Consider the following 18,812-nt stretch of genomic DNA (forward strand, 5'->3'; position numbering starts at 1 on the left):
GGCGTCGAGATCACAGGAAAGGTTTGAAATGGGCAAGGAAGCCACCCGCGTACGCCGCCGCGAACGCAAGAACATCGCCTCCGGCATCGCGCACGTGAATTCGTCGTTCAACAACACGACCATCACCATCACCGACGCGCAGGGCAACACCATTGCCTGGTCGTCGGCCGGCACCATGGGCTTCAAGGGCTCGCGCAAGTCGACCCCCTATGCCGCGCAGGTCGCGGCCGAAGACGTCTCCAAGAAGGCGCAGGAACACGGCATGCGCACGCTGGAGGTTGAAGTGGCCGGCCCGGGTTCGGGCCGTGAGTCGGCGCTCCGTGCGCTGCAGGCTGCGGGCTTCACCGTCACCTCGATCCGCGACGTGACCACCATCCCGCACAATGGCTGCCGTCCGCGCAAGCGTCGGCGCGTTTGATCTGTAAGTCGTGGGCGGCCTCTGGCCGCCCTGCGATGGTTTTTGGAATTGACCGCGCGGACTGATCCGCGATCTCCAACGCCGGGTTCGGCCATTCGATTTGGCCCTGTGACCGGCAAATGGGTGAAACAGTGACGATCCAGAAAAATTGGCAAGAACTCATTCGACCGAACAAGCTGCAGGTGACGCCGGGCTCGGACGCGAGCCGGTTCGCCACCGTGGTCGCCGAACCGCTCGAGCGTGGCTTCGGCCAGACGCTCGGCAACGCGCTGCGCCGCATCCTGTTGTCCTCGCTGCAGGGCGCGGCGGTGCAGTCGGTGCATATCGACGGCGTGTTGCACGAGTTCTCCTCGATCGCCGGTGTCCGTGAAGACGTCACCGACATCGTCCTCAACATCAAGGACATCTCGATCAAGATGCAGGGCGAAGGCCCGAAGCGCATGGTCGTGAAGAAGCAGGGCCCGGGCGCCGTCACCGCCGGCGACATCCAGACCGTCGGCGATGTCACGGTGCTCAACCCCGACCTGCAGCTCTGCACGCTGGACGACGGCGCCGAGATCCGCATGGAGTTCACGGTCACGACCGGCAAGGGCTATGTCGCCGCCGAGCGCAACCGTCCCGAGGATGCTCCGATCGGCCTGATCCCGGTCGACAGCCTGTTCTCGCCGGTCCGCAAGGTGTCCTACAAGGTCGAGAACACCCGCGAGGGCCAGATCCTCGACTACGACAAGCTGACCATGACGATCGAGACCAACGGCGCGATCACGCCGGAGGACGCGGTGGCCTACGCCGCGCGCATCCTGCAGGATCAGCTCAACGTGTTCGTCAACTTCGAAGAGCCGCGCAAGGAAGTCACGCAGGAGATCATCCCCGATCTCGCGTTCAACCCGGCGTTCCTCAAGAAGGTCGACGAGCTCGAGCTGTCGGTGCGTTCGGCAAACTGCCTGAAGAACGACAACATCGTCTACATCGGCGACCTCGTGCAGAAGTCGGAAGCGGAAATGCTCCGCACCCCGAACTTCGGCCGCAAGTCGCTGAACGAGATCAAGGAAGTGCTGGCCCAGATGGGTCTGCACCTCGGCATGGAAGTGCCGGGCTGGCCGCCGGAGAACATCGACGAGCTCGCCAAGCGCTTCGAGGATCACTACTGATCCGATTCCACCGTCGTGGCCGGAAAACTTCCGGCCACGATTTTTTACGCAGCATGATCCCGGAAAAGCGCGGAGCGGTTTTCCGGCGAGGATCATGCTCAAACGAGATAGCAAAAGCGCGCTAAGGCGCTTTTGCGGGCGAACGCAGGATGCCCACCTGCAAAACTTGTCGCTGAACCACCGCGGCAGAATTGAAGAAGGAATAAGTCAATGCGTCACGGCAAGGTTCATCGGAAGCTCAACCGCACCGCCGAGCACCGGCGTGCGATGTTCGCCAACATGGCGGCCGCGTTGATCAAGCACGAGCAGATCGTCACCACGCTGCCGAAGGCCAAGGAGCTGCGGCCGATCGTCGAGAAGCTCGTCACCCTCGGCAAGAAGGGCGGCCTCGCCCTGCGCCGCCAGGCGATTTCGGAGCTGCGCGACGTCGACCAGGTCAAGAAGCTGTTCGACACGCTGGCGACCCGCTACAAGGACCGCCAGGGCGGCTACACCCGCATCATCAAGGCCGGCTTCCGCTACGGCGACAACGCGGCGATGGCCGTGATCGAGTTCGTCGACCGCGACGTCGACGCCAAGGGCCAGGACTCCGGTCCGGCGCAGGACAAGGAAGCCGAGGCGGCGTAAGCCCCGCTTCGAGCCAGGTTTTGAAAGCGGCGCCTTCGGGCGCCGTTTTTATTTGGTGGCCACGCTCCATCCCCGTCGTCCTGGCGAAAGCCAGGACCCATTACCCCAAATCTAAATTGTTGCGCGACGCTGGGGCTCAAATCCTTCTCATAATCACCTGCGGTGGTAATGGGTCCCCCTGGCTTTCGCCAGGACGACGAGGTGTGTTCTGCTTCCTCACGCATCGGTGAGATGCAATTGCGGCGCTGCATGCCGCGCCCGATATGTCCGTCGACATCAATGGAGATGACAGATGAAAATCGACCTTTCCGGAAAGACTGCGCTGGTGACCGGCTCGACCGCGGGCATTGGCAATGCCATCGCAAGGGGGCTGGCCGAGACCGGCGCCGAGGTCGTCGTCAACGGCCGCGGTCAGGCCAAGGTCGATGCCGCGATTGCCGCGATCACGAAGGCAGTACCGGACGCAAAGCTCCGCGGCATTGCCGCCGACGTCTCGACCGCGGCGGGCTGCAAGGCGCTGCTCGCGGCGCTGCCGGACGTCGACATCCTCGTCAACAATGCCGGCATCTTCGAGCCGAAGCCGTTCTTCGACATTCCCGACGAGGACTGGAGCCGCTTCTACGAGGTCAATGTGATGTCGGGCGTGCGGCTGTCGCGCGGCTACATGCAGGGCATGCTGAAGCGCAACTGGGGCCGCATCGTCTTCATCTCCTCCGAGTCCGGCCTCAACATTCCGACCGAGATGATCCATTACGGCATGACCAAGACCGCGCAGCTTGCGATCGCGCGCGGGCTCGCCGAGCTGACCAAAGGCACCGCCGTGACCGTCAACTCGGTGCTGCCCGGACCGACCATGTCCGAAGGCGTCGAGACCTTCGTCAAGGATCTCGCCAAGCAGAACGGCCAATCGGTCGAGGAGGCGGCCTCCAACTTCGTCAAGCAGCACCGGCCGACCTCGCTGCTGCAGCGCTTTGCCAGCACCGAGGAGATCGCCGATCTCGTGGTCTATGTCTGCTCCAGGCAGGCATCGGCGACCAACGGCGCCGCGTTGCGCGCCGAAGGCGGCATCGTCAACACCATCGCATGAGGCCGCATGCCGGCCTATGTGATCTCCGAGGTCGAGATGCGCGACGCCGCGGCGTTCGAGGCCTATCGGACGCTGGCGGCGAACACCATCGCACAATTTGGCGGCGCTACGTCGTGCGCGGCGGCACGGTCGAGGTGGTGGAGGGCGGTCCACCACCGAACGCGATCGTCATCGTCGAATTTCCGACCATGGCGCGCCTGCGCGAATGGTATGCGTCACCGGAATATGCCGAAGCGTTGAAGCTTCGCGCAACCGCGCTGGAGCGACGCCTGCTGTTCGTCGAGGGCGTGCCGGCGATCTAGAGCTTTTCCCGTTCCGATGGAATCGGAACGGGGCTCTAGATTCTTGCTTTGACGCGTTTTCTTCACGCGAACCGGTATCCACTTCGCTCGAAAACGCTCTAGCTATCCCTTCGCGCCGTCCAGGAACTCGCTGAAGCCTGCGGGACGGTAGGGACCGAAGCAAACCTGCTCCAGCACGCCAATTCCGGTCTGGCCGCCCTGGCGGGCGCGGACCACCTGCTGGACGTGCACATTCTCGCGGGCCAGCGGGTCGAGCGTCGATGGATCGAACGACTCGCCGCCGATCTCGAGCTCGCCCTTCCACATGCCCTGGCCCCACTGCGGATGGCCGTAGCCGAGCCCCTTCATCTGGAATTTGAGGATCGGGTCGAGCGCGATGGTCGTGGTGTGGCCGTCGATATCGACGAGGTCGATTTCAGCCGACTGCGCGAGCCGGGTGTGCGGCACGTATTTGACGCGATGCCGCGCGGTCGCCATGCGGCGGTCGAGGCCGTCGACCACGCCGGGAATCTCGGCCTCGCATCGGTAGAGCGGCGCGGTGATGCCCTCGCGGACCAGCGCCTCGCCCTGCGTCCCGTCGAAGAAGATCGTGTGCGAGATGTGGTCGTCCCAGACCAGCGGCGCCCAGAGGAAGAACACGCTCGGCGGCGGCATCGGCGCGCCTCCGACGTCGCGTTCGCCGACATTGCGCACGCCCCAGGAGCGATCCTTGGTGCCGTAGCAGGTGCGATCGTCGACCTTGATCCCGCCGTCGGGGTGGCTGATGACGCCGCTCCAGCGGCCGAACTGGTCGAACCGGGTCGAATCCATCGCGCGGCGGTCGCCCGACCAAAGCGTCTGGCGCGCTTCCTGGATCGCGGCGGTGCGCGCGGAGAAGGTCAGGTCGCAGGCGAGGCCCGTCGCATTGTCGTCGAGCACGACCCGGGTCCGCAGCATCGGCTCGAGCACTTCGAGCCTGAACGGACCGACCTGCATCTCGGTGCGCTCGAGCGGGGCGCGCCGCGAACCGTAAAAGCAGTGCTGCCGTCCGCCGCGCTCCACGACGCTGAAGGCGCAATCGAGGATCTTGCGGTGCGGGTAGATCGCAATGCCGATCCCGAAATAATACGCGCCGTCGGCGGTGTAGCCGTTGAACCAGGTCCGGTCATAGACATTGCGGTCGCTGGTCGAGGGAACCGCGATCGGCTCCGGCGTCTGGTGGATGGGGAAGTCGTCCAGTTTGTTGAGCACGCCGATCCCTTTCGATGTCCTGACGGGTTGTATCCACTTCGCTCGAAAGCGCGTCAGTCCTGCCAGTATGAAAAGCTGTCGTGGTCCAGGGCTTGCGCGCAGGCGCCGCGGGTCATTTTCAGGAACAGCGCGTCGCCTCGCTCGGAGCGCTGGACGCTGAGCGCGGAGACGACGCCCATCATGATGCCGTGCAGCGTGTAGCGCCGGTAATCCCGCCAGCAACGATCCCAGTCATAGTCCCGCACGCCGCGCCGGATCAGTTCCGAATGATAGAACCGCACCAGGTCGGCTTCATGAAGCCGCCGTTCGATCGGGTCGATGCCGGCCGAGAGGAAATAGGCGACGTCGACGATTGCCGGGCCCACTGTCAGCGTCTGCCAGTCCAGCGTCGCCATCGGATGGGTATTGCCGCGGACGTCGAACAGCATGTTGTCGAGCCGGAAATCTGCGTGCTGGAGCGTTCGCGGCGCCGATCGATCGGACTGGTAGCGCAATAGCGCGTCCGGAAGCCGGTCGATCAGATCAAGGAATTCCGGCTCGATCACGCCGCGATATCGCTCCTTGTAGTGACCGATGATGCCGGGCAGCACCGAGCGAAGGTCTCTGCGCCGGCTTGCGGCCATCACGAAGCATTGCACCGCATCGAGGCTCGGGTCATTCCATCGCGGCGCATGCAACGCCGCGGCCTCGGTCATGGCGATCTGGCTGTCGGCGATCGAGCATCCGGCGAGCTGATCGCCCGGACGTGCGGGCGCGAGGTCCTCCAGGATCAGGGTGAAGTCGTCGGTCGCCGGATCGATTTCGGCAAGAATCGGCCGCGGGGTGTGAATGGCGACGGTCGCCGCCAGTTCGCGATAGAACGCGACCTCGCGGACGTAAAGCGTGTGCGCGGAACCGGAGCGGCGGCTGTCGGGATCTGCGGCCGGGAATTTGCCGACGACGCTCAAGGGAGCGTTCGGCTCGTCGCCGTCATAGGTCAGGCGAAATCGATAGCTGTCGCCGACGAGGCCATTGCCGACCGGCTTGCAGGCGAGATCGACGACCCTGACCTGGTCGATCACACCGGCTTCGCGCAGCGCCCGCGTCATCCACTCCGGATCGATCCGCGACGGATCGGCCGTGAGCAAACTCATCGGTTTCCTCCCATCCCCGTGGGCGTCACCACCGCTCCGGCCGCGTCCTGCGCGGCCGGATTGAGGACGGGGTGATCGTTGCGCAAATCATACAGGCGATGCCGTGGCTTTGGCAAAAGCCACCCGCCGGCCTGTGGGGATATCATGCCCGGGATGTTGCCCGGGCATGAGGAAGCGGACGTGAGGAGCCTTACCAGCCTTCGAGCACGATCTTGCCGCGTGACTTGCCGCTTTCCAGCAAAGCGTGGGCGCGCTTGAGGTTGGCGGCGTTGATGGTACCGAAGGTCTGGTCGAGCGTGCTGCGCAGCACGCCCTTGTCGATCAGGTCGGCGACATCGTTGAGCAGATGGTGCTGCGCGATCATGTCGGGTGTCTGGAACGAGGAGCGCGTGAACATCGATTCCCAGTGCACCGAGACCGCCTTGCCCTTGAACGCGGCGACGTTGAATTCCGGCGGATCGTCGATCAGGCCGAACTTGCCCTGCGGCGCGATGAAGTCGGCGATCGACTTGTAGTGCTGGTCGGTGAAGGTGAGGCTGGCGACGAGGCCGACCGGCGGCAGCCTCAAGCTCTCGATCTGCTCCTTCATCGGCTGCGAGTGATCGATCACCGCATGGGCGCCGAGATCGCGGCACCACTTTTGCGACTCCGGCCGCGTCGCGGTCGCAACCACGGTCAGCCCGGTGAGGCGGCGCGCAAGCTGGATCAGGATCGAGCCGACACCGCCGGCGCCGCCGGTGATCAGCAGCGTGCGCGGATCGAGGCTCTTGCCCGGCACCGCGCCGAGCCGGTCGAACAGCAGCTCCCACGCGGTGATCGAGGTCAGGGGCAGGGCGGCGGCCTGCGCGAAGGACAGCGACGCCGGCTTGTTGCCGACGATGCGTTCATCGACCAGATGAAATTCCGAATTGGTGCCCTGGCGCAGGATCGAGCCCGCGTAAAACACCTCGTCGCCGGGCTTGAAGAGCGAGACGTCGGGCCCGACCGCGTCGACCACGCCGGCCGCGTCGAAGCCGAGGATCTTGTATCCGCCGTCGGTCGGCGCCGCGCGCTTGCGCACCTTGTAGTCGACCGGATTGGCCGAGATGGCCTTCACCGCGACGCGGATGTCGCGCCCCTTCGGCTCGGGCTTGGCGATCTCGAAATCGACGAGCGAATCCGCCGCCTCGATCGGCAGCGATTTTTGGTATCCGACGGCCTTCATGCCTGGTCTCCGTGGTGGGCGATTGCCTGCCGATTAACTGTCGCGCTGGCGTCCATTTGGCAAGTACTGTAAAAACAGGGAACTAGTCCCTGTTTGTATACTATTGGGAAAATACTGCATGAAACGGAAGAATTTCGCGCGCCGGCCGGGCTGCGCGGTCGAGGCGGCGCTCGACCTGATCGACGGCAAATGGAAGGGCGTGATCCTGTATCATTTGCAGGCCGGCACCCAGCGCTTCGGCGAGTTGCGGCGGCGGATGCCCGGCATCACCCAGCGCATGCTGACCAAGCAGCTGCGTGCGCTCGAGGACGATGGCCTCGTGATCCGCAAGGTCTATGCCGAAGTGCCGCCGCGGGTCGAATACACGCTTTCCGAACTCGGCGAGAGCCTGCGCCCGGTGATCGATATTCTGAAAGCCTGGGGCGAGGGCCATCAGGAGCGGCTGTCCTGCGCGCCGGCGCCGGAGGTCATTGTGAAGAAGTCGAAGCGCGCGGCCTGAAAGCATGTTCGCGCGACGCGCTCCGCTTCACCTCGCCCTGCGTGCGGGGAGAGGCATAGGCCGCCTACGGCGGCCGTTCTCAAGAACGCCGAAGCGGTGCTTCGGCTATGACGCATCGTCAGATGCGTTCCGGGTGAGGGGGAGCCTCAGCAAGCGCAGCTGCTGCCGAATACGCGGAGAGGGCCCCTCACCCCAACCTTCTCCCCGTAAGAACGGGGAGAGGGAGCGCGGCGCCGTCCTGGTCAATATTCGACCGATCTCATTCAGCTAGAAACGCGTGAACCAAACGCTCGATGAAAACGGCCGGAGCGATGCCCCGGCCGTCTATGAGTTGGTCTCAGCTCCGATCAGATCAGAACGCAACCTGCGTACGCAGCGCGACCGCGTCGAACTTCGAGCCGACGTCCGCAGCCGAGGTCGCCGAGGCCTGCTTGGCGATATCGCCGTGCAGATAGTTCAGCATGAAGCGGACGTTGTTGTTGACGTACCAGTTCAGCGCGGCGGTGTAGACGGTCTGCCGTCCACCCGCGATGCCGACCGCCTGCGCGATCTGATCGTTGAGGTCCATCGTGCTGACGCGGCCGGCGATTTCCCAGGCGCCCCAGCCGCCGCCCGCGAGCGAGAACGGATCATGCGGCTTGATCCCGCTATAGGAGGCCGTCGCCGGGTTGTAGGCGTGGTTCTCGCCGGTCAGCACATAGCCGACCTGCGCGTAACCGCCGTCGAACTTCAGGCTCGGCGCGCCGAACGGCGGCAGTCCGGTGTTCGCGGAGCGGTCGACATTGAACCAGTAATATTCGCCCTGCGCGATGAACGGGCCATAGGTCGCCGCCGCCTCGACGCCGTAGACCTGCGCGCCGGAGACATTGGCGATCGCACCGGTCGAGATCAGCGTGGTCGGATCGATGCGCAGCTCGGGCCGGTCGCTGAGCGTGAGCGTCTGCGCCTGCGTGAGCTGGTTGCGCGGCGGCTGCACCAGCCATTCCGCATCGGCGCCAATGTGCACCGAATAATTCTTGCCGCTGATCGGATTGCCGGCGACGCGGATGACCCCGCCATACTGCTCGGACGTGCCGGCCGGCGAGGCGGAGGACGCGGAGTGGATGGCGCCCGACGTCGGTCCGGTGACATAGCCGCCGATCCAGAACTGGTCGTTCCACCAGCGGGTGCCGGCGGCCGAACGGAAGTCACCGGCGGCGATGTTCTGTGCGATGATGCCGACCGAGGCGCGCTCCATGAACAGGATGTCGTTGGAGCTGGTCGCTTCGTCGAGTGTCCACGGCACGTCCATGATGCCGCCTTCGATCGCCATCTTGCCGCCGAACGGCTTGAAGCCGGTGTAGCTCAGATACGCGTTCTCGATGCCCGAGGTGCCGCCGCCGGGCAGCGATCCCGGCGCCGCGCCGCCGAAGCCGTCGGACGAGCCGCCGAAATCGTAGATCAGTGAGTAATTCCAGTCACCGAAGAACTTGCCGACGATGCCGATGCGCGCGCGGCGGACGTTCTCGCCGCTGTCGAGCTTCTGCGGTGAGGTGCCTGCGGTGTTCGGGCGATAGTCGTAGCCGCCGACATCCCAGTGCACGCGGCTCGTGATCGCAACGCAGTTCTGTTCGTCCGCGGTGCAGATCGTCGGCCGGTTGTTCGGCATCGTCACCACGACGCCGGACGGCGCGACCGGGCCCTTCACCGGGATCGCGGCGTTGGCGGTCGCCACCCGCGCGGCCTTGGCATCCGCCGCCTTCGCATTGGCGTTTGCGCTGGCTGCGCTTGCAGTATTGGCGTTGGTCTGCTTCTGCAGTTTGTCGAGCTTCTGCTCGAGCATCTTCAGCTGCTGCTTCAGCAGCGCGATCTCCGCATCGCTGCCGCCTCCGGCCGATTGCGAATAGGCCGGCGAGGCGGCAAGCGCCCCTGCCAGGCCTATGGCGATTGCACTGACTTTTGTTGCACCCATTGTGCACCCCTGTTGTGTTTGAATTCCCCACTCACTCACTGAACGGTCCTAGGAGCGTATCGTGACTGACGCACGACAGTGCTTCCGGGCATCGCAGTTCCGCTTGTGGTCCGCAGGCAACAAGCGGAGCGGCGCAGTGAGATGACAGCTATCATAGAAGCTTGGCGGCGCGCTTCAACGCGGCCGCTGCGGGTTGTGCACCGGTACGGCGGGGGGCCAGTTATCCGGCCGGGCGCCCTTCAATTGCCCGGCGAACACGCCTATATTCCGGCGTTTCCACGAGAGGTGAGAATGCTCCGACCTGTCCGCTTTGCTGCCGTATCCGCTCTGTGCACGTTGGCCTTCATGGGGAATCTTTCCGCAGCCGCGGCCCAGGACCGCCGCGTGCCGTCCTCGCAGGCCGAGCTGCAATTGTCCTATGCGCCGATCGTGCAGCGGGTGCAGCCGGCGGTGGTCAATGTTTACGCCGCCAAGACCGTGCAAAACCGCAATCCATTTCTGGATGACCCGATTTTTCGCCGGTTCTTCGGCGTGCCGGGACAGCAGCCCGAGCAGATGCAGCGCTCGCTGGGCTCCGGCGTGATGGTCGACGGCTCCGGCCTCGTAGTCACAAACAATCACGTGATCGAGGGCGCCGATCAGGTGAAGGTCTCGCTCGCCGACAAGCGCGAATACGAGGCCGAGATCGTGCTGAAGGACAGCCGTACCGACCTCGCGGTGCTGCGCCTGAAGGACACCAACAAGGAGAAGTTCGCGACCCTCGACTTCGCCAATTCCGACCAACTGCAGGTCGGTGACGTCGTGCTCGCGATCGGCAATCCGTTCGGCGTCGGCCAGACCGTGACGCACGGCATCATCTCGGCCCTGGCGCGCACTCAAGTCGGGATCACGGATTATCAATTCTTCATTCAGACCGACGCCGCGATCAATCCCGGCAATTCCGGCGGCGCGCTGGTCGACATGACCGGCCGGCTCGCCGGCATCAACACTGCGATCTTCTCGCGCTCCGGCGGCTCGCAGGGCATCGGCTTTGCGATCCCCGCCAACATGGTGCGCGTCGTGGTGGCCTCCGCCAAGAGCGGCGGCAAGAATGTGAAGCGGCCATGGCTCGGCGCGCGGCTGCAGGCGGTGACGCCGGAGATTGCCGAGACGCTCGGGCTGAAGCTGCCGTCTGGCGCGCTGGTCGCCAACGTCGCGCCGAACAGCCCGGCGGCGAAGGCCGGACTGAAGCTCTCCGACCTGATCGTCGGGATCGACGGCACGCCGATCGACGATCCCAACGCGTTCGACTACCGCTTCGCGACCCGTCCGCTCGGCGGCAACGCGGAGATCGAGGTGCAGCGCGCCGGCAAGCCGGTGAAGCTCACCATACCGCTGGAGACCGCGCCCGACACCAACCGCGACGAGATCGTGCTGACCGCGCGCTCGCCGTTCCAGGGCGCGAGGGTCGCCAACATCTCGCCGGCGCTGGCCGACGAACTGCATCTCGACGCCGGTGCCGAGGGCGTGGTGGTGACTGATCTCGCCGGTGACGGCACCGCGGCCAATGTCGGCTTCCAGAAGGGTGACATCATCCTCGCGGTCAACAACGAGAAGATCGTGCGGACCAGCGACCTCGAGAAGGCATCGAAGACGGGGACGCGGGTCTGGCGCATCACGCTGGTGCGCGGCGGCCAGCAGATCAACGTGACGCTCGGCGGATGAGCCCCAAGCAACCGCGAGAGGCCGGCAACCTCTTTGCTGCGGCGGGGATGGAGCAGGACGCGCCGCACCCGCTGCCGGACCGGCTGCGTCCGCGCACGCTGGCCGATGTCGTCGGCCAGGATCACATCCTCGGCCCTGACGGCGCGCTGACGCGGATGCTGGAAACGCGCACGCTGGGCTCGCTGGTGTTCTGGGGGCCGCCCGGCACCGGCAAGACCACGGTGGCGCGGCTTCTGGCCGACGCCACCGAGCTGCATTTCGAGCAGATCTCCGCGGTGTTCTCCGGCGTCGCCGATCTCAAGAAGGCGTTCGATGCCGCGCGTGCCCGCCGCGAGACCGGCAAGGGCACGCTCCTGTTCGTCGACGAGGTGCATCGCTTCAACCGCGCGCAGCAGGATTCCTTCCTGCCCGTGATGGAGGACGGCACGGTGGTGCTGGTCGGCGCCACCACGGAGAACCCGTCCTTCGAGCTCAACGCGGCGCTTCTGTCGCGCGCCCGCGTGCTGGTGTTTCACTCGCTCGATACGGCGGCGATCGAGAAACTGTTCGCCAATGCCGAGAAGATCGAGGGCAAGCCGCTGCCGCTCGATGCCGAAGCCCGCGCCGTGCTGGTGCGGATGGCCGATGGCGATGGCCGCGCCTCGCTGACATTGGCCGAAGAGGTCTGGCGCGCCGCCCGCAAGGGCGAGGTGTTCAACGCCGAGCAGTTGCAGGCCATCCTGCAACGCCGGGCGCCGATCTACGACAAATCGGCCGACGGCCATTACAATCTGATCTCGGCGCTGCACAAGTCAGTGCGCGGCTCCGATCCGGATGCGGCGCTGTATTATCTCGCGCGCATGTTCGATGCCGGCGAGGATCCGCTGTTCCTGGCGCGGCGCGTGGTGCGCATGGCGGTCGAAGATATCGGCCTTGCCGATCCGCAGGCGCTGGCGGTGTGCAACGCCGCCAAGGATGCTTACGATTTCCTCGGCTCGCCGGAGGGTGAGCTCGCGATCGCGCAGGCCGTGGTCTATCTCGCCACCGCGCCGAAATCGAACGCGGTCTACACCGCGTTTGGTGCTGCGATGCAGACCGCAAAGCAGGGCGGCTCGCTGCTACCGCCGAAGCACATTTTGAATTCGCCGACCAAGCTGATGAAGTCGGAGGGCTACGGCTCCGGCTATCAATATGATCACGACATGCCGGACGCATTCTCCGGCCAGGACTATTTCCCGGAAGCGCTGGGCCGCCAGACCTTCTACGATCCGCCCGACCGCGGCTTCGAACGCGAGATCCGCAAGCGGCTGGATTACTGGCAGCGGCTGCGCAAGGACCGGGGCGGGAGCTAGGGCAAGACGAGATTGGGCCGTGGTCGCGAATAGCGCACGTTCCCACCTGCGGCGCGGGCAGGGAACGCTTGCGTAACTTCGGAATATTAGAAATATATTCCTGATTTGCCCGACGTGTCAAGTTGCTTGGTGCCACGCCGATCGCCGCCGGCTCCTTTGCATGGGGTTGTTTTCGATATTTTGCCAGCGCCCGCTGCGACGGCCCATAACCTCATATTGCGCTCGCGCGTCACTTGACGCTCTTCACGAACTCCAAAATCTCGTCCGTCAGCCGCGTGTCCGGCGTGTTGATCGCATAGACCTCCGACATGTGGCTGTGCTGCGGCAGCATGAAGCTGCGGGCGCAGCCGCTCGGCCGCTTGCAACTGGCCTGCTTCATGAGCTCGAACTGCTCGACGAAGCGCGGCGGATCGAGCTCGGCCGCGGTGATCAGGAACGGGATCGGGCTCGCGACCAGCCCTTGCAGCGAGGAGCGTTCGGCATAGCGCGAGGGGTCGGAGCCGTAATAGGCGAGCTCGGCGTCGCCGGCCGGCGAGGCGGTCAGATCATAGATGCCCGACACCATGATCGCGCCGGCAAGTCCGCCGCCCTTCACCTTGTGGAATTCGCCATGGGAGACATAGCTCGCGACATGGATCGCGCCGGCCGATTGGCCCATCAGGAAGATGCGCCTCGGCTCGCCGCCGCGGGAGGCGATGTTTTCCGCAACCCACTGCACGATCGCACCCATGTCCTCCGGGCCTGCCGGCCACGGAAAGGCCGGCGCGAGGCGATAGGTGGCATTGACGCCGACGAAGCCGTTCTTGACCGCCCACAGCATGATGTTGTCGTAGAACGGGCTGCCGGGCGCGCGCTTGTTGCCCGCGACGAAGCCCCCGCCATGGATGTAGATCAGCACGGGTCGTGCGGGCGCCGCCGTCTCCGGCGTGAACACGTCGAGCAGATGCCGGTCGGCGGGGCCGTATTTGAGGTCGCGCTCGACCTTGACGCCCTGATAGGGCTCCTTCTGTTGCAGCGGCGCGTAGAGTGCAGCGGTCTTGGGCGGGTCGATGACGCGGCCGAGTTCCAGGAGCTTCCAGGCCAGATCTTCCGGCATCGCGGCTTCGGGCATCGGACTTTGCTGGGCGTGCGCAGGGTCCGTGAGCATCAGGGCCGCCGCCAAAGCCGATATCGCCAGTCTCATTCCAGGGCCCCCGTCGATTGTCGTATGCGGCCGAACATGGCCGATGTTGCACCGGATTCACACCGATTTCGCCGTGACGATTCGCGGCATTTGCGCTAGGCACAATGCAGGTCTGGAGCCGAAAAATCACCATGAGCCGCCGCATCAAGAGAACTACATCGCCGGGCGACCGCGCCAAAGGGCGCGACAAGGGCCGCGACCGGGACCGCGCCGGCGATCGCGGCAAGGATCGTGGTAAGGATCGTGGGAAGAGCGGATCGGCGGAGCGCACCCGCAAGCCGGACGATCGCAAGTTCGGTGAGCGCAAGTCTGGAGAGCGTCCGTTCGCGCACCGGGCGTCCGCAAAGCCGCCGCGCTTTGCCGAGTCGCGTCGCGACCGGCAGGAGCGGGCTGAGCCCGCCGCTACGAAGCCCGCGGCCGAGCAGCCGCTGCCGACCAAGGTGCAGACCGTCGTCGTCACCGCCGACGAGAACGGCATGCGCGTCGACCGTTTCCTCGAGGCACGCTTTCCCGGCCTGTCGTTCTCCCACATCCAGCGCATCGTCCGGAAGGGCGAACTCAGGGTCAACGGCAAGCGCGCCGATTCCAAGGACCGGCTGGAGGAGGGCCAGAGCGTGCGCATCCCGCCGCTGCGGCTCGACACGCCGAAGACATCAGGCACGCTCTCCGAGGCCGAGGCGAAGACGCTGCAGGCGCTGAAGGACATGACGCTGTACGAGGACGACGACGTGCTGGTGCTGAACAAGCCGGCCGGTCTCGCCGTGCAGGGCGGCTCCGGCATGACGCGCCATGTCGACCAGATGCTCGAGGTGATGCGCGACGCCAAGGGGCAGAAGCCGCGGCTGGTGCATCGGCTCGACCGGGAGACCTCCGGCTGCCTTCTGGTCGCCAAGACGCGTTTCGCTGCCACGCACCTCACCGGCGCATTCCGCCATCGCTCCGCGCGCAAGATCTACTGGGCGTTGGTCGCCGGCGTGCCGAAGCCGAAGCAGGGCCGCATCTCGACCTATCTCGCCAAGGAGGAGAGCGAGGAGGACAGCATCATGCGGATCGCGGAGCATGGTGACGAGGGCGCGAGCCACGCCGTGACCTATTATGCCGTGGTCGAGACCTCGGCGACCAAGCTCGCCTGGGTCTCGCTCAAGCCGGTGACCGGCCGCACCCATCAATTGCGCGCCCACATGGCGCATATCGATCACGCGATCGTCGGTGATCCCAAATATTTCAACAAGGAGAACTGGCAGCTGCCCGGCGGCCTGCAGAACCGGCTGCATCTGCTCGCCCGCCGCATCGTGATTCCGCACCCGAGGGGCGGCGTGATCGATGCCACCGCGCCGCTGCCGCCGCACATGCTGCAATCCTGGAATCTGCTCGGGCTCGAGGCCGACCGCTTCGACCCGATCGAGAACGCGCCCGAGGAGTGACGGTCGGGCGCCGATATCCGGCGCGGACAGCAACAACGATCAAACGGCTCCGCGCTTTGCGGCTATCCTCGCGCGCCGGCCTTTGCCGGCCTGCAACGGAGACTCTCCATGATCGGCACCTGGCTGCGGGTCATGCTTTTCCTGATCAGCTCAGCTGTCGCCGCGGTGACGGCACAGGCCGAGACCATCGTGCTCCGCGGCGGCACGCTCTACGCATCGGCCGATGCGCAAGCGCTGCCGGATGCGGTGATCGTGATGACCGACGGCCTCATCAGCGCGGTCGGCAAGTCCGGCGACATCCAGGCGCCGCCGGATGCCCGCGTGATCGATTGCAGCGGCAAGACCATCGTCGCCGGCTTCTGGAACAGCCATGTCCATTTCACGCAAAAAGTCTGGCGCAACGCTGGCGCAGCGCCGGCCGCAGCGCTGACGCAGCACATGCAGGAGATGCTGACGCGCTGGGGTTTCACGACGGTATGGGATCTCGGCTCCGATCCGAGCGACACCTTGCCGCTGTGCAAGCGCATCGCCGCGGGCGAAGTCGCCGGCCCCAACATCCTGCTCGCCGGCAATATCTTCCCGAAGGGTGGGCACCCCGTCTACATCCCTCGCGAAGTGCAGCTTCCTGAGGTCGCAACGCCGGAGGAGGCCACGAAATGGGCGCGCGACTGGCTCGCCATGGGTGAGGACGGCATCAAGCTGTTCACCGGCGCCTTCATGGGGGACAAGCCCGTCGTCAACATGGACCCTGCAATCGCCAAGGCGGCTGTCGACGTCGCGCATGCGCAGGGCAGGCCGGTGTTCGCACATCCGCAGGACAAGGTCGGCGTCGAAACGGTGATCGAGTCCGGCGTCGACGTGCTCGCGCACACCACGCCCGGCGAACCCAGCTACACCGCGGATCAGCTGGCGCGGTTCAAGGCACAGGGGACTGCGCTCGTTCCCACACTGTCGCTGTTCACCACCGTGGTGCTCGATCCGAACGTCACCAACCGTCTGGTGGCCTCGACCGTCAACCAGCTCAAGCAGTTTTCGGAGAATGGCGGCACGGTGCTGTTCGGCACCGATGTCGGTTTCACCACGGTGTACGACACCACGCAGGAATTTCAGCTGATGCACTGCGTGTTGTCGGAGCGGCAGGTGCTGGCCTCGCTGACGACCAATCCGGCGCGGTTCTTCAAGGCCGCGAAGAAGGGACGGGTCGAGCAGGGCTTCGACGCCGATCTCGTGGTGCTCGACGGCGATCCGCTCGGTGACGTCGGCAATCTTGCGAAAGTGAGCAGCACGATCCGTGCCGGTCACGTGATCTACCAGAAACCGTGACGAGGGCGGGGAACTCGCATCTCGGGGGCAGCGTTGACGCATGGTGCGTTCACTTGAACCGTTGCTGCCGCGTCACGACATATAGGCTATGAAGCGATCCCTGATTGTTGCCGGCGTTCTGCTCTGGGCCATGGGCGCGGCAAGCGCGCAAATCCTTGCGCCCGGCCGCTCGACGTGGGATCCGCCGGTCCCTCAACCCCCACCGCCGCCGCGGATCGAGGTGCCGGCGATCCCCAGGATGGACGCGCCGACGCAGCCGAGCCTGCGTTCGCGGCCGCGCAGCTCGTTCGGCGACCGCGTCAGCCGGTGCCTCGACGAGGCCGCCGCCGCCGGCCTGAACCAGGCCGAGCGTGCCGCCTATTCGCGATCCTGCGCCAACCACCGGGATTAGGGCAGGGCGTGGTCTGCTAGACAAGCCTTGCTGACGCATGGAAGGAATTGTCGTCGCGCCGGCGCGAGTACGAACAGGCAAGCGGCATCGGCCGGCGGAGCCGCGGCGATCCGGTTCAAGGCTGTCGACCGTGCGAATCTGTCTGGCTATCCAAACGGACCGCTTTGATTTCGTCTCATGATCTTGAGCGTGAGCAGGGCCGCCCCGAGCACGAGAAGCAAGACACCGACGACAGTTGTGCTTGTCGATTCGAATGTCACACCGACTGCTGTCAGCAAGCAGCCTACAACGATAGCAATAAGCCCACCAAGCTTCTTTACCAACAGAAGCTGTCCGTCGCTTGCGCGCGCCACCATGATCAACCTCACTCTGTAAGTGATGCGGTCATTCCACCGTCGCCGCGGGCCGGTGTTGCTTGGACAAGCGGCGGGCTCACATCCGCACACGATGATCGTACTCTCGCGTGCCAATGATGGAAATCGCTCGTTGCTGCCATGATGACTTCTCTTTTGATTCAATTGCGCCGCGGGCGATTGGACAATCTTGCTTACCTAGCCGCGCCGAAACGTCGCATGACTATATCGAATGTGCATCGCGCAACGGCGCTGCGATTCCGCGATACGCAATGCGTTCAGCGCATTTGTCGTAAAGTGTTCTGGACCAACGCAAGCATTGCAAAGGCTGTGGGAGTGGATCGTTGACTCCGTGGTTTTTCGGGCGCCTACTTCTGGTTGCCGACTAGAAGACCTGAAGCAATAAGGTCGAAATGCGGAAGGACAGCCAATGCGGCCGCCTTCGATCGCGGAACAAGCGGAGCGGCCCTACATCTCGACCGGGCACTTGCCCGAACCCGAGATGGTGCAGGAGCTCGTGTCTCAAGCGCATCAGCGCTTCAAGTCGAACAGCGAAGGGACCAATTCGCAGGTTTATCCGGCCCTGGCCAGGGTGCGGAGTGAACTGTTCGGCGTCTGCGTGGCCGGCACCAGCGGACGTGTCTACGGCGCGGGCGATACCGAATACGAATTCTCGATCATGAGTGTATCGAAGCCATTCGTATTCGCATTGGTGTGCGAGGCCATCGGCCCTGAAGAGGCTCGTGCAAAACTGGGCGCGAACGCGACCGGGCTGCCGTTCAATTCACTGGCGGCGATCGAGCATGGAGCCGGGCGCACCAACCCCATGGTGAACGCAGGCGCGATCGCGACCACAAGCCTTGTGCCGGGCTCGAGCGCTGACGAGCAATGGCGGTTCATCCATGACGGTCTCTCGCGCTTCGCGGGCCGCAAGCTTTCGCTCAACGAGGAAGTCTACGCATCGGCATCCAAGACCAATTTTCGCAATCGAAGCATCGCGCGGTTGCTGGAGAGCTACGACCGGATCTATTGCGACGCCAGGCAGGCGACCGATCTCTACACCCGGCAGTGTTCGCTGAATGTGAGCGCCAGGGATCTCGCCGTGATGGGTGCGACGCTGGCCGACGGCGGGGTGAACCCCGTGACCCGGCAGCGGGTGGTCGATGCGGCCGTGTGCCACTATGCGTTGGCGGTCATGGTCACTGCTGGACTGTACGAGACGTCGGGCGACTGGCTGTACGACATCGGTCTGCCCGGCAAAAGCGGCATTGGTGGAGGCATCGTCGCGGTGTCTCCAGGAAAGGGTGGTTTCGGCACTTTCGGGCCGCCACTGGATGCGGCCGGCAACAGCGTGCGAGGGCAGCTCGCCGCGAAGTTCCTGTCGCAAAGACTGGGCATGGATCTGTTCGTGTCCCAACCGGACGAGTGAACAAGAGGCACTGAAGATCGGTCGAGCCGTGGCCCGATCGATCGCAACGTCGGGCAGGTTGGAGGACGCGAT

Annotated in this window: 16 protein-coding genes and 1 pseudogene; 12 read left to right on the plus strand and 5 right to left on the minus strand. The window is 64.9% G+C overall.

All coding sequences use genetic code 11. From position 1 onward, the window contains the following. The first annotated feature begins 28 nt into the window (after positions 1-28). The 5 genes and pseudogenes from rpsK (at position 29) to J2R76_RS04030 (ending at position 3,585) form a co-directional block, all read left to right on the plus strand. Positions 29-418 carry a 30S ribosomal protein S11 gene (gene rpsK, locus J2R76_RS04010; RefSeq protein WP_006021048.1) on the plus strand — a complete coding sequence of 130 codons (390 nt, stop codon included), beginning with the start codon at positions 29-31 and terminating at the stop codon, positions 416-418. Between the two features lie 119 nt (positions 419-537). Further along, complete coding sequence (locus tag J2R76_RS04015; protein WP_035631062.1) at positions 538-1,569, plus strand: DNA-directed RNA polymerase subunit alpha; 1,032 nt, start codon at positions 538-540, stop codon at positions 1,567-1,569. A 210-nt stretch (positions 1,570-1,779) separates the two neighbouring features. Beyond that, entirely contained in the window at positions 1,780-2,196 is a 417-nt protein-coding gene (rplQ, locus tag J2R76_RS04020) for a 50S ribosomal protein L17 (RefSeq protein ID WP_016843769.1), read from the plus strand. Positions 2,197-2,488: 292 nt separating this feature from the next. Continuing rightward, positions 2,489-3,283 carry an SDR family NAD(P)-dependent oxidoreductase gene (locus J2R76_RS04025; protein ID WP_253623755.1) on the plus strand — a complete coding sequence of 265 codons (795 nt, stop codon included), beginning with the start codon at positions 2,489-2,491 and terminating at the stop codon, positions 3,281-3,283. A gap of 6 nt (positions 3,284-3,289) precedes the next feature. After that, a pseudogene (locus J2R76_RS04030) lies at positions 3,290-3,585 on the plus strand (DUF1330 domain-containing protein). Between the two features lie 102 nt (positions 3,586-3,687). Here the strand turns inward: J2R76_RS04030 and J2R76_RS04035 are convergent. The 3 genes from J2R76_RS04035 to J2R76_RS04045 all read right to left on the minus strand — a co-directional run bounded on the left by J2R76_RS04035 (position 3,688) and on the right by J2R76_RS04045 (position 7,152). After that, on the minus strand, positions 3,688-4,815 hold the full coding sequence (locus tag J2R76_RS04035; RefSeq protein ID WP_076831368.1) for a hypothetical protein: 1,128 nt from the start codon (positions 4,813-4,815) through the stop codon (positions 3,688-3,690). 53 nt (positions 4,816-4,868) lie between these two features. Next, positions 4,869-5,948, minus strand: coding sequence for a phosphotransferase (locus J2R76_RS04040; protein WP_076831366.1), 1,080 nt, complete (start codon positions 5,946-5,948; stop codon positions 4,869-4,871). Positions 5,949-6,138: 190 nt separating this feature from the next. Continuing rightward, entirely contained in the window at positions 6,139-7,152 is a 1,014-nt protein-coding gene (locus tag J2R76_RS04045; protein WP_076831363.1) for a zinc-binding alcohol dehydrogenase family protein, read from the minus strand. 118 nt (positions 7,153-7,270) lie between these two features. On the opposite strand from J2R76_RS04045, the gene J2R76_RS04050 reads away from it, so the two are divergent. Continuing rightward, entirely contained in the window at positions 7,271-7,651 is a 381-nt protein-coding gene (locus tag J2R76_RS04050) for a helix-turn-helix domain-containing protein (RefSeq protein WP_057019538.1), read from the plus strand. A gap of 352 nt (positions 7,652-8,003) precedes the next feature. Here the strand turns inward: J2R76_RS04050 and J2R76_RS04055 are convergent, their stop codons facing one another. After that, positions 8,004-9,602, minus strand: coding sequence for an OprO/OprP family phosphate-selective porin (locus J2R76_RS04055; protein WP_057015490.1), 1,599 nt, complete (start codon positions 9,600-9,602; stop codon positions 8,004-8,006). A 345-nt stretch (positions 9,603-9,947) separates the two neighbouring features. Here J2R76_RS04055 and J2R76_RS04060 point away from each other — a divergent pair, with 345 nt between their 5' ends. Both J2R76_RS04060 and J2R76_RS04065 read left to right on the plus strand, forming a co-directional pair. Further along, the gene (locus J2R76_RS04060) at positions 9,948-11,306 is read left to right on the plus strand and encodes a DegQ family serine endoprotease (protein ID WP_092090135.1); all 1,359 of its coding nucleotides are present in this window, start codon (positions 9,948-9,950) and stop codon (positions 11,304-11,306) included. Continuing rightward, a complete protein-coding gene (locus J2R76_RS04065; protein ID WP_057015492.1) occupies positions 11,303-12,637 on the plus strand; it encodes a replication-associated recombination protein A in 1,335 nt (444 codons plus the stop codon). Before J2R76_RS04060 ends, J2R76_RS04065 begins: the two co-directional genes overlap by 4 nt. 229 nt (positions 12,638-12,866) lie before the next feature. Here J2R76_RS04065 and J2R76_RS04070 read toward each other — a convergent pair whose 3' ends face one another. Continuing rightward, positions 12,867-13,784: an alpha/beta hydrolase gene (locus J2R76_RS04070; protein WP_244558917.1), complete on the minus strand. Its 918-nt coding sequence runs from the start codon at positions 13,782-13,784 to the stop codon at positions 12,867-12,869. Between the two features lie 167 nt (positions 13,785-13,951). Here J2R76_RS04070 and J2R76_RS04075 point away from each other — a divergent pair, with 167 nt between their 5' ends. The 4 genes from J2R76_RS04075 (at position 13,952) to glsA (ending at position 18,740) form a co-directional block, all read left to right on the plus strand. Continuing rightward, entirely contained in the window at positions 13,952-15,244 is a 1,293-nt protein-coding gene (locus J2R76_RS04075; protein WP_076831710.1) for an RluA family pseudouridine synthase, read from the plus strand. 108 nt (positions 15,245-15,352) lie between these two features. Beyond that, the gene (locus tag J2R76_RS04080) at positions 15,353-16,567 is read left to right on the plus strand and encodes an amidohydrolase family protein (protein WP_076831358.1); all 1,215 of its coding nucleotides are present in this window, start codon (positions 15,353-15,355) and stop codon (positions 16,565-16,567) included. Positions 16,568-16,655: 88 nt separating this feature from the next. Next, positions 16,656-16,958, plus strand: coding sequence for a hypothetical protein (locus J2R76_RS04085; protein ID WP_076831355.1), 303 nt, complete (start codon positions 16,656-16,658; stop codon positions 16,956-16,958). Between the two features lie 783 nt (positions 16,959-17,741). Then, positions 17,742-18,740 (plus strand): glutaminase A, encoded by a 999-nt coding sequence (gene glsA / locus J2R76_RS04090; RefSeq protein ID WP_253623756.1) that lies wholly within the window; start codon positions 17,742-17,744, stop codon positions 18,738-18,740. The last annotated feature ends 72 nt before the right edge of the window (positions 18,741-18,812 follow it).

This window comes from Bradyrhizobium sp. USDA 4532 (genome assembly GCF_024171315.1).
In the GTDB taxonomy this organism is placed as follows: Bacteria; Pseudomonadota; Alphaproteobacteria; order Rhizobiales; family Xanthobacteraceae; genus Bradyrhizobium; species Bradyrhizobium australafricanum.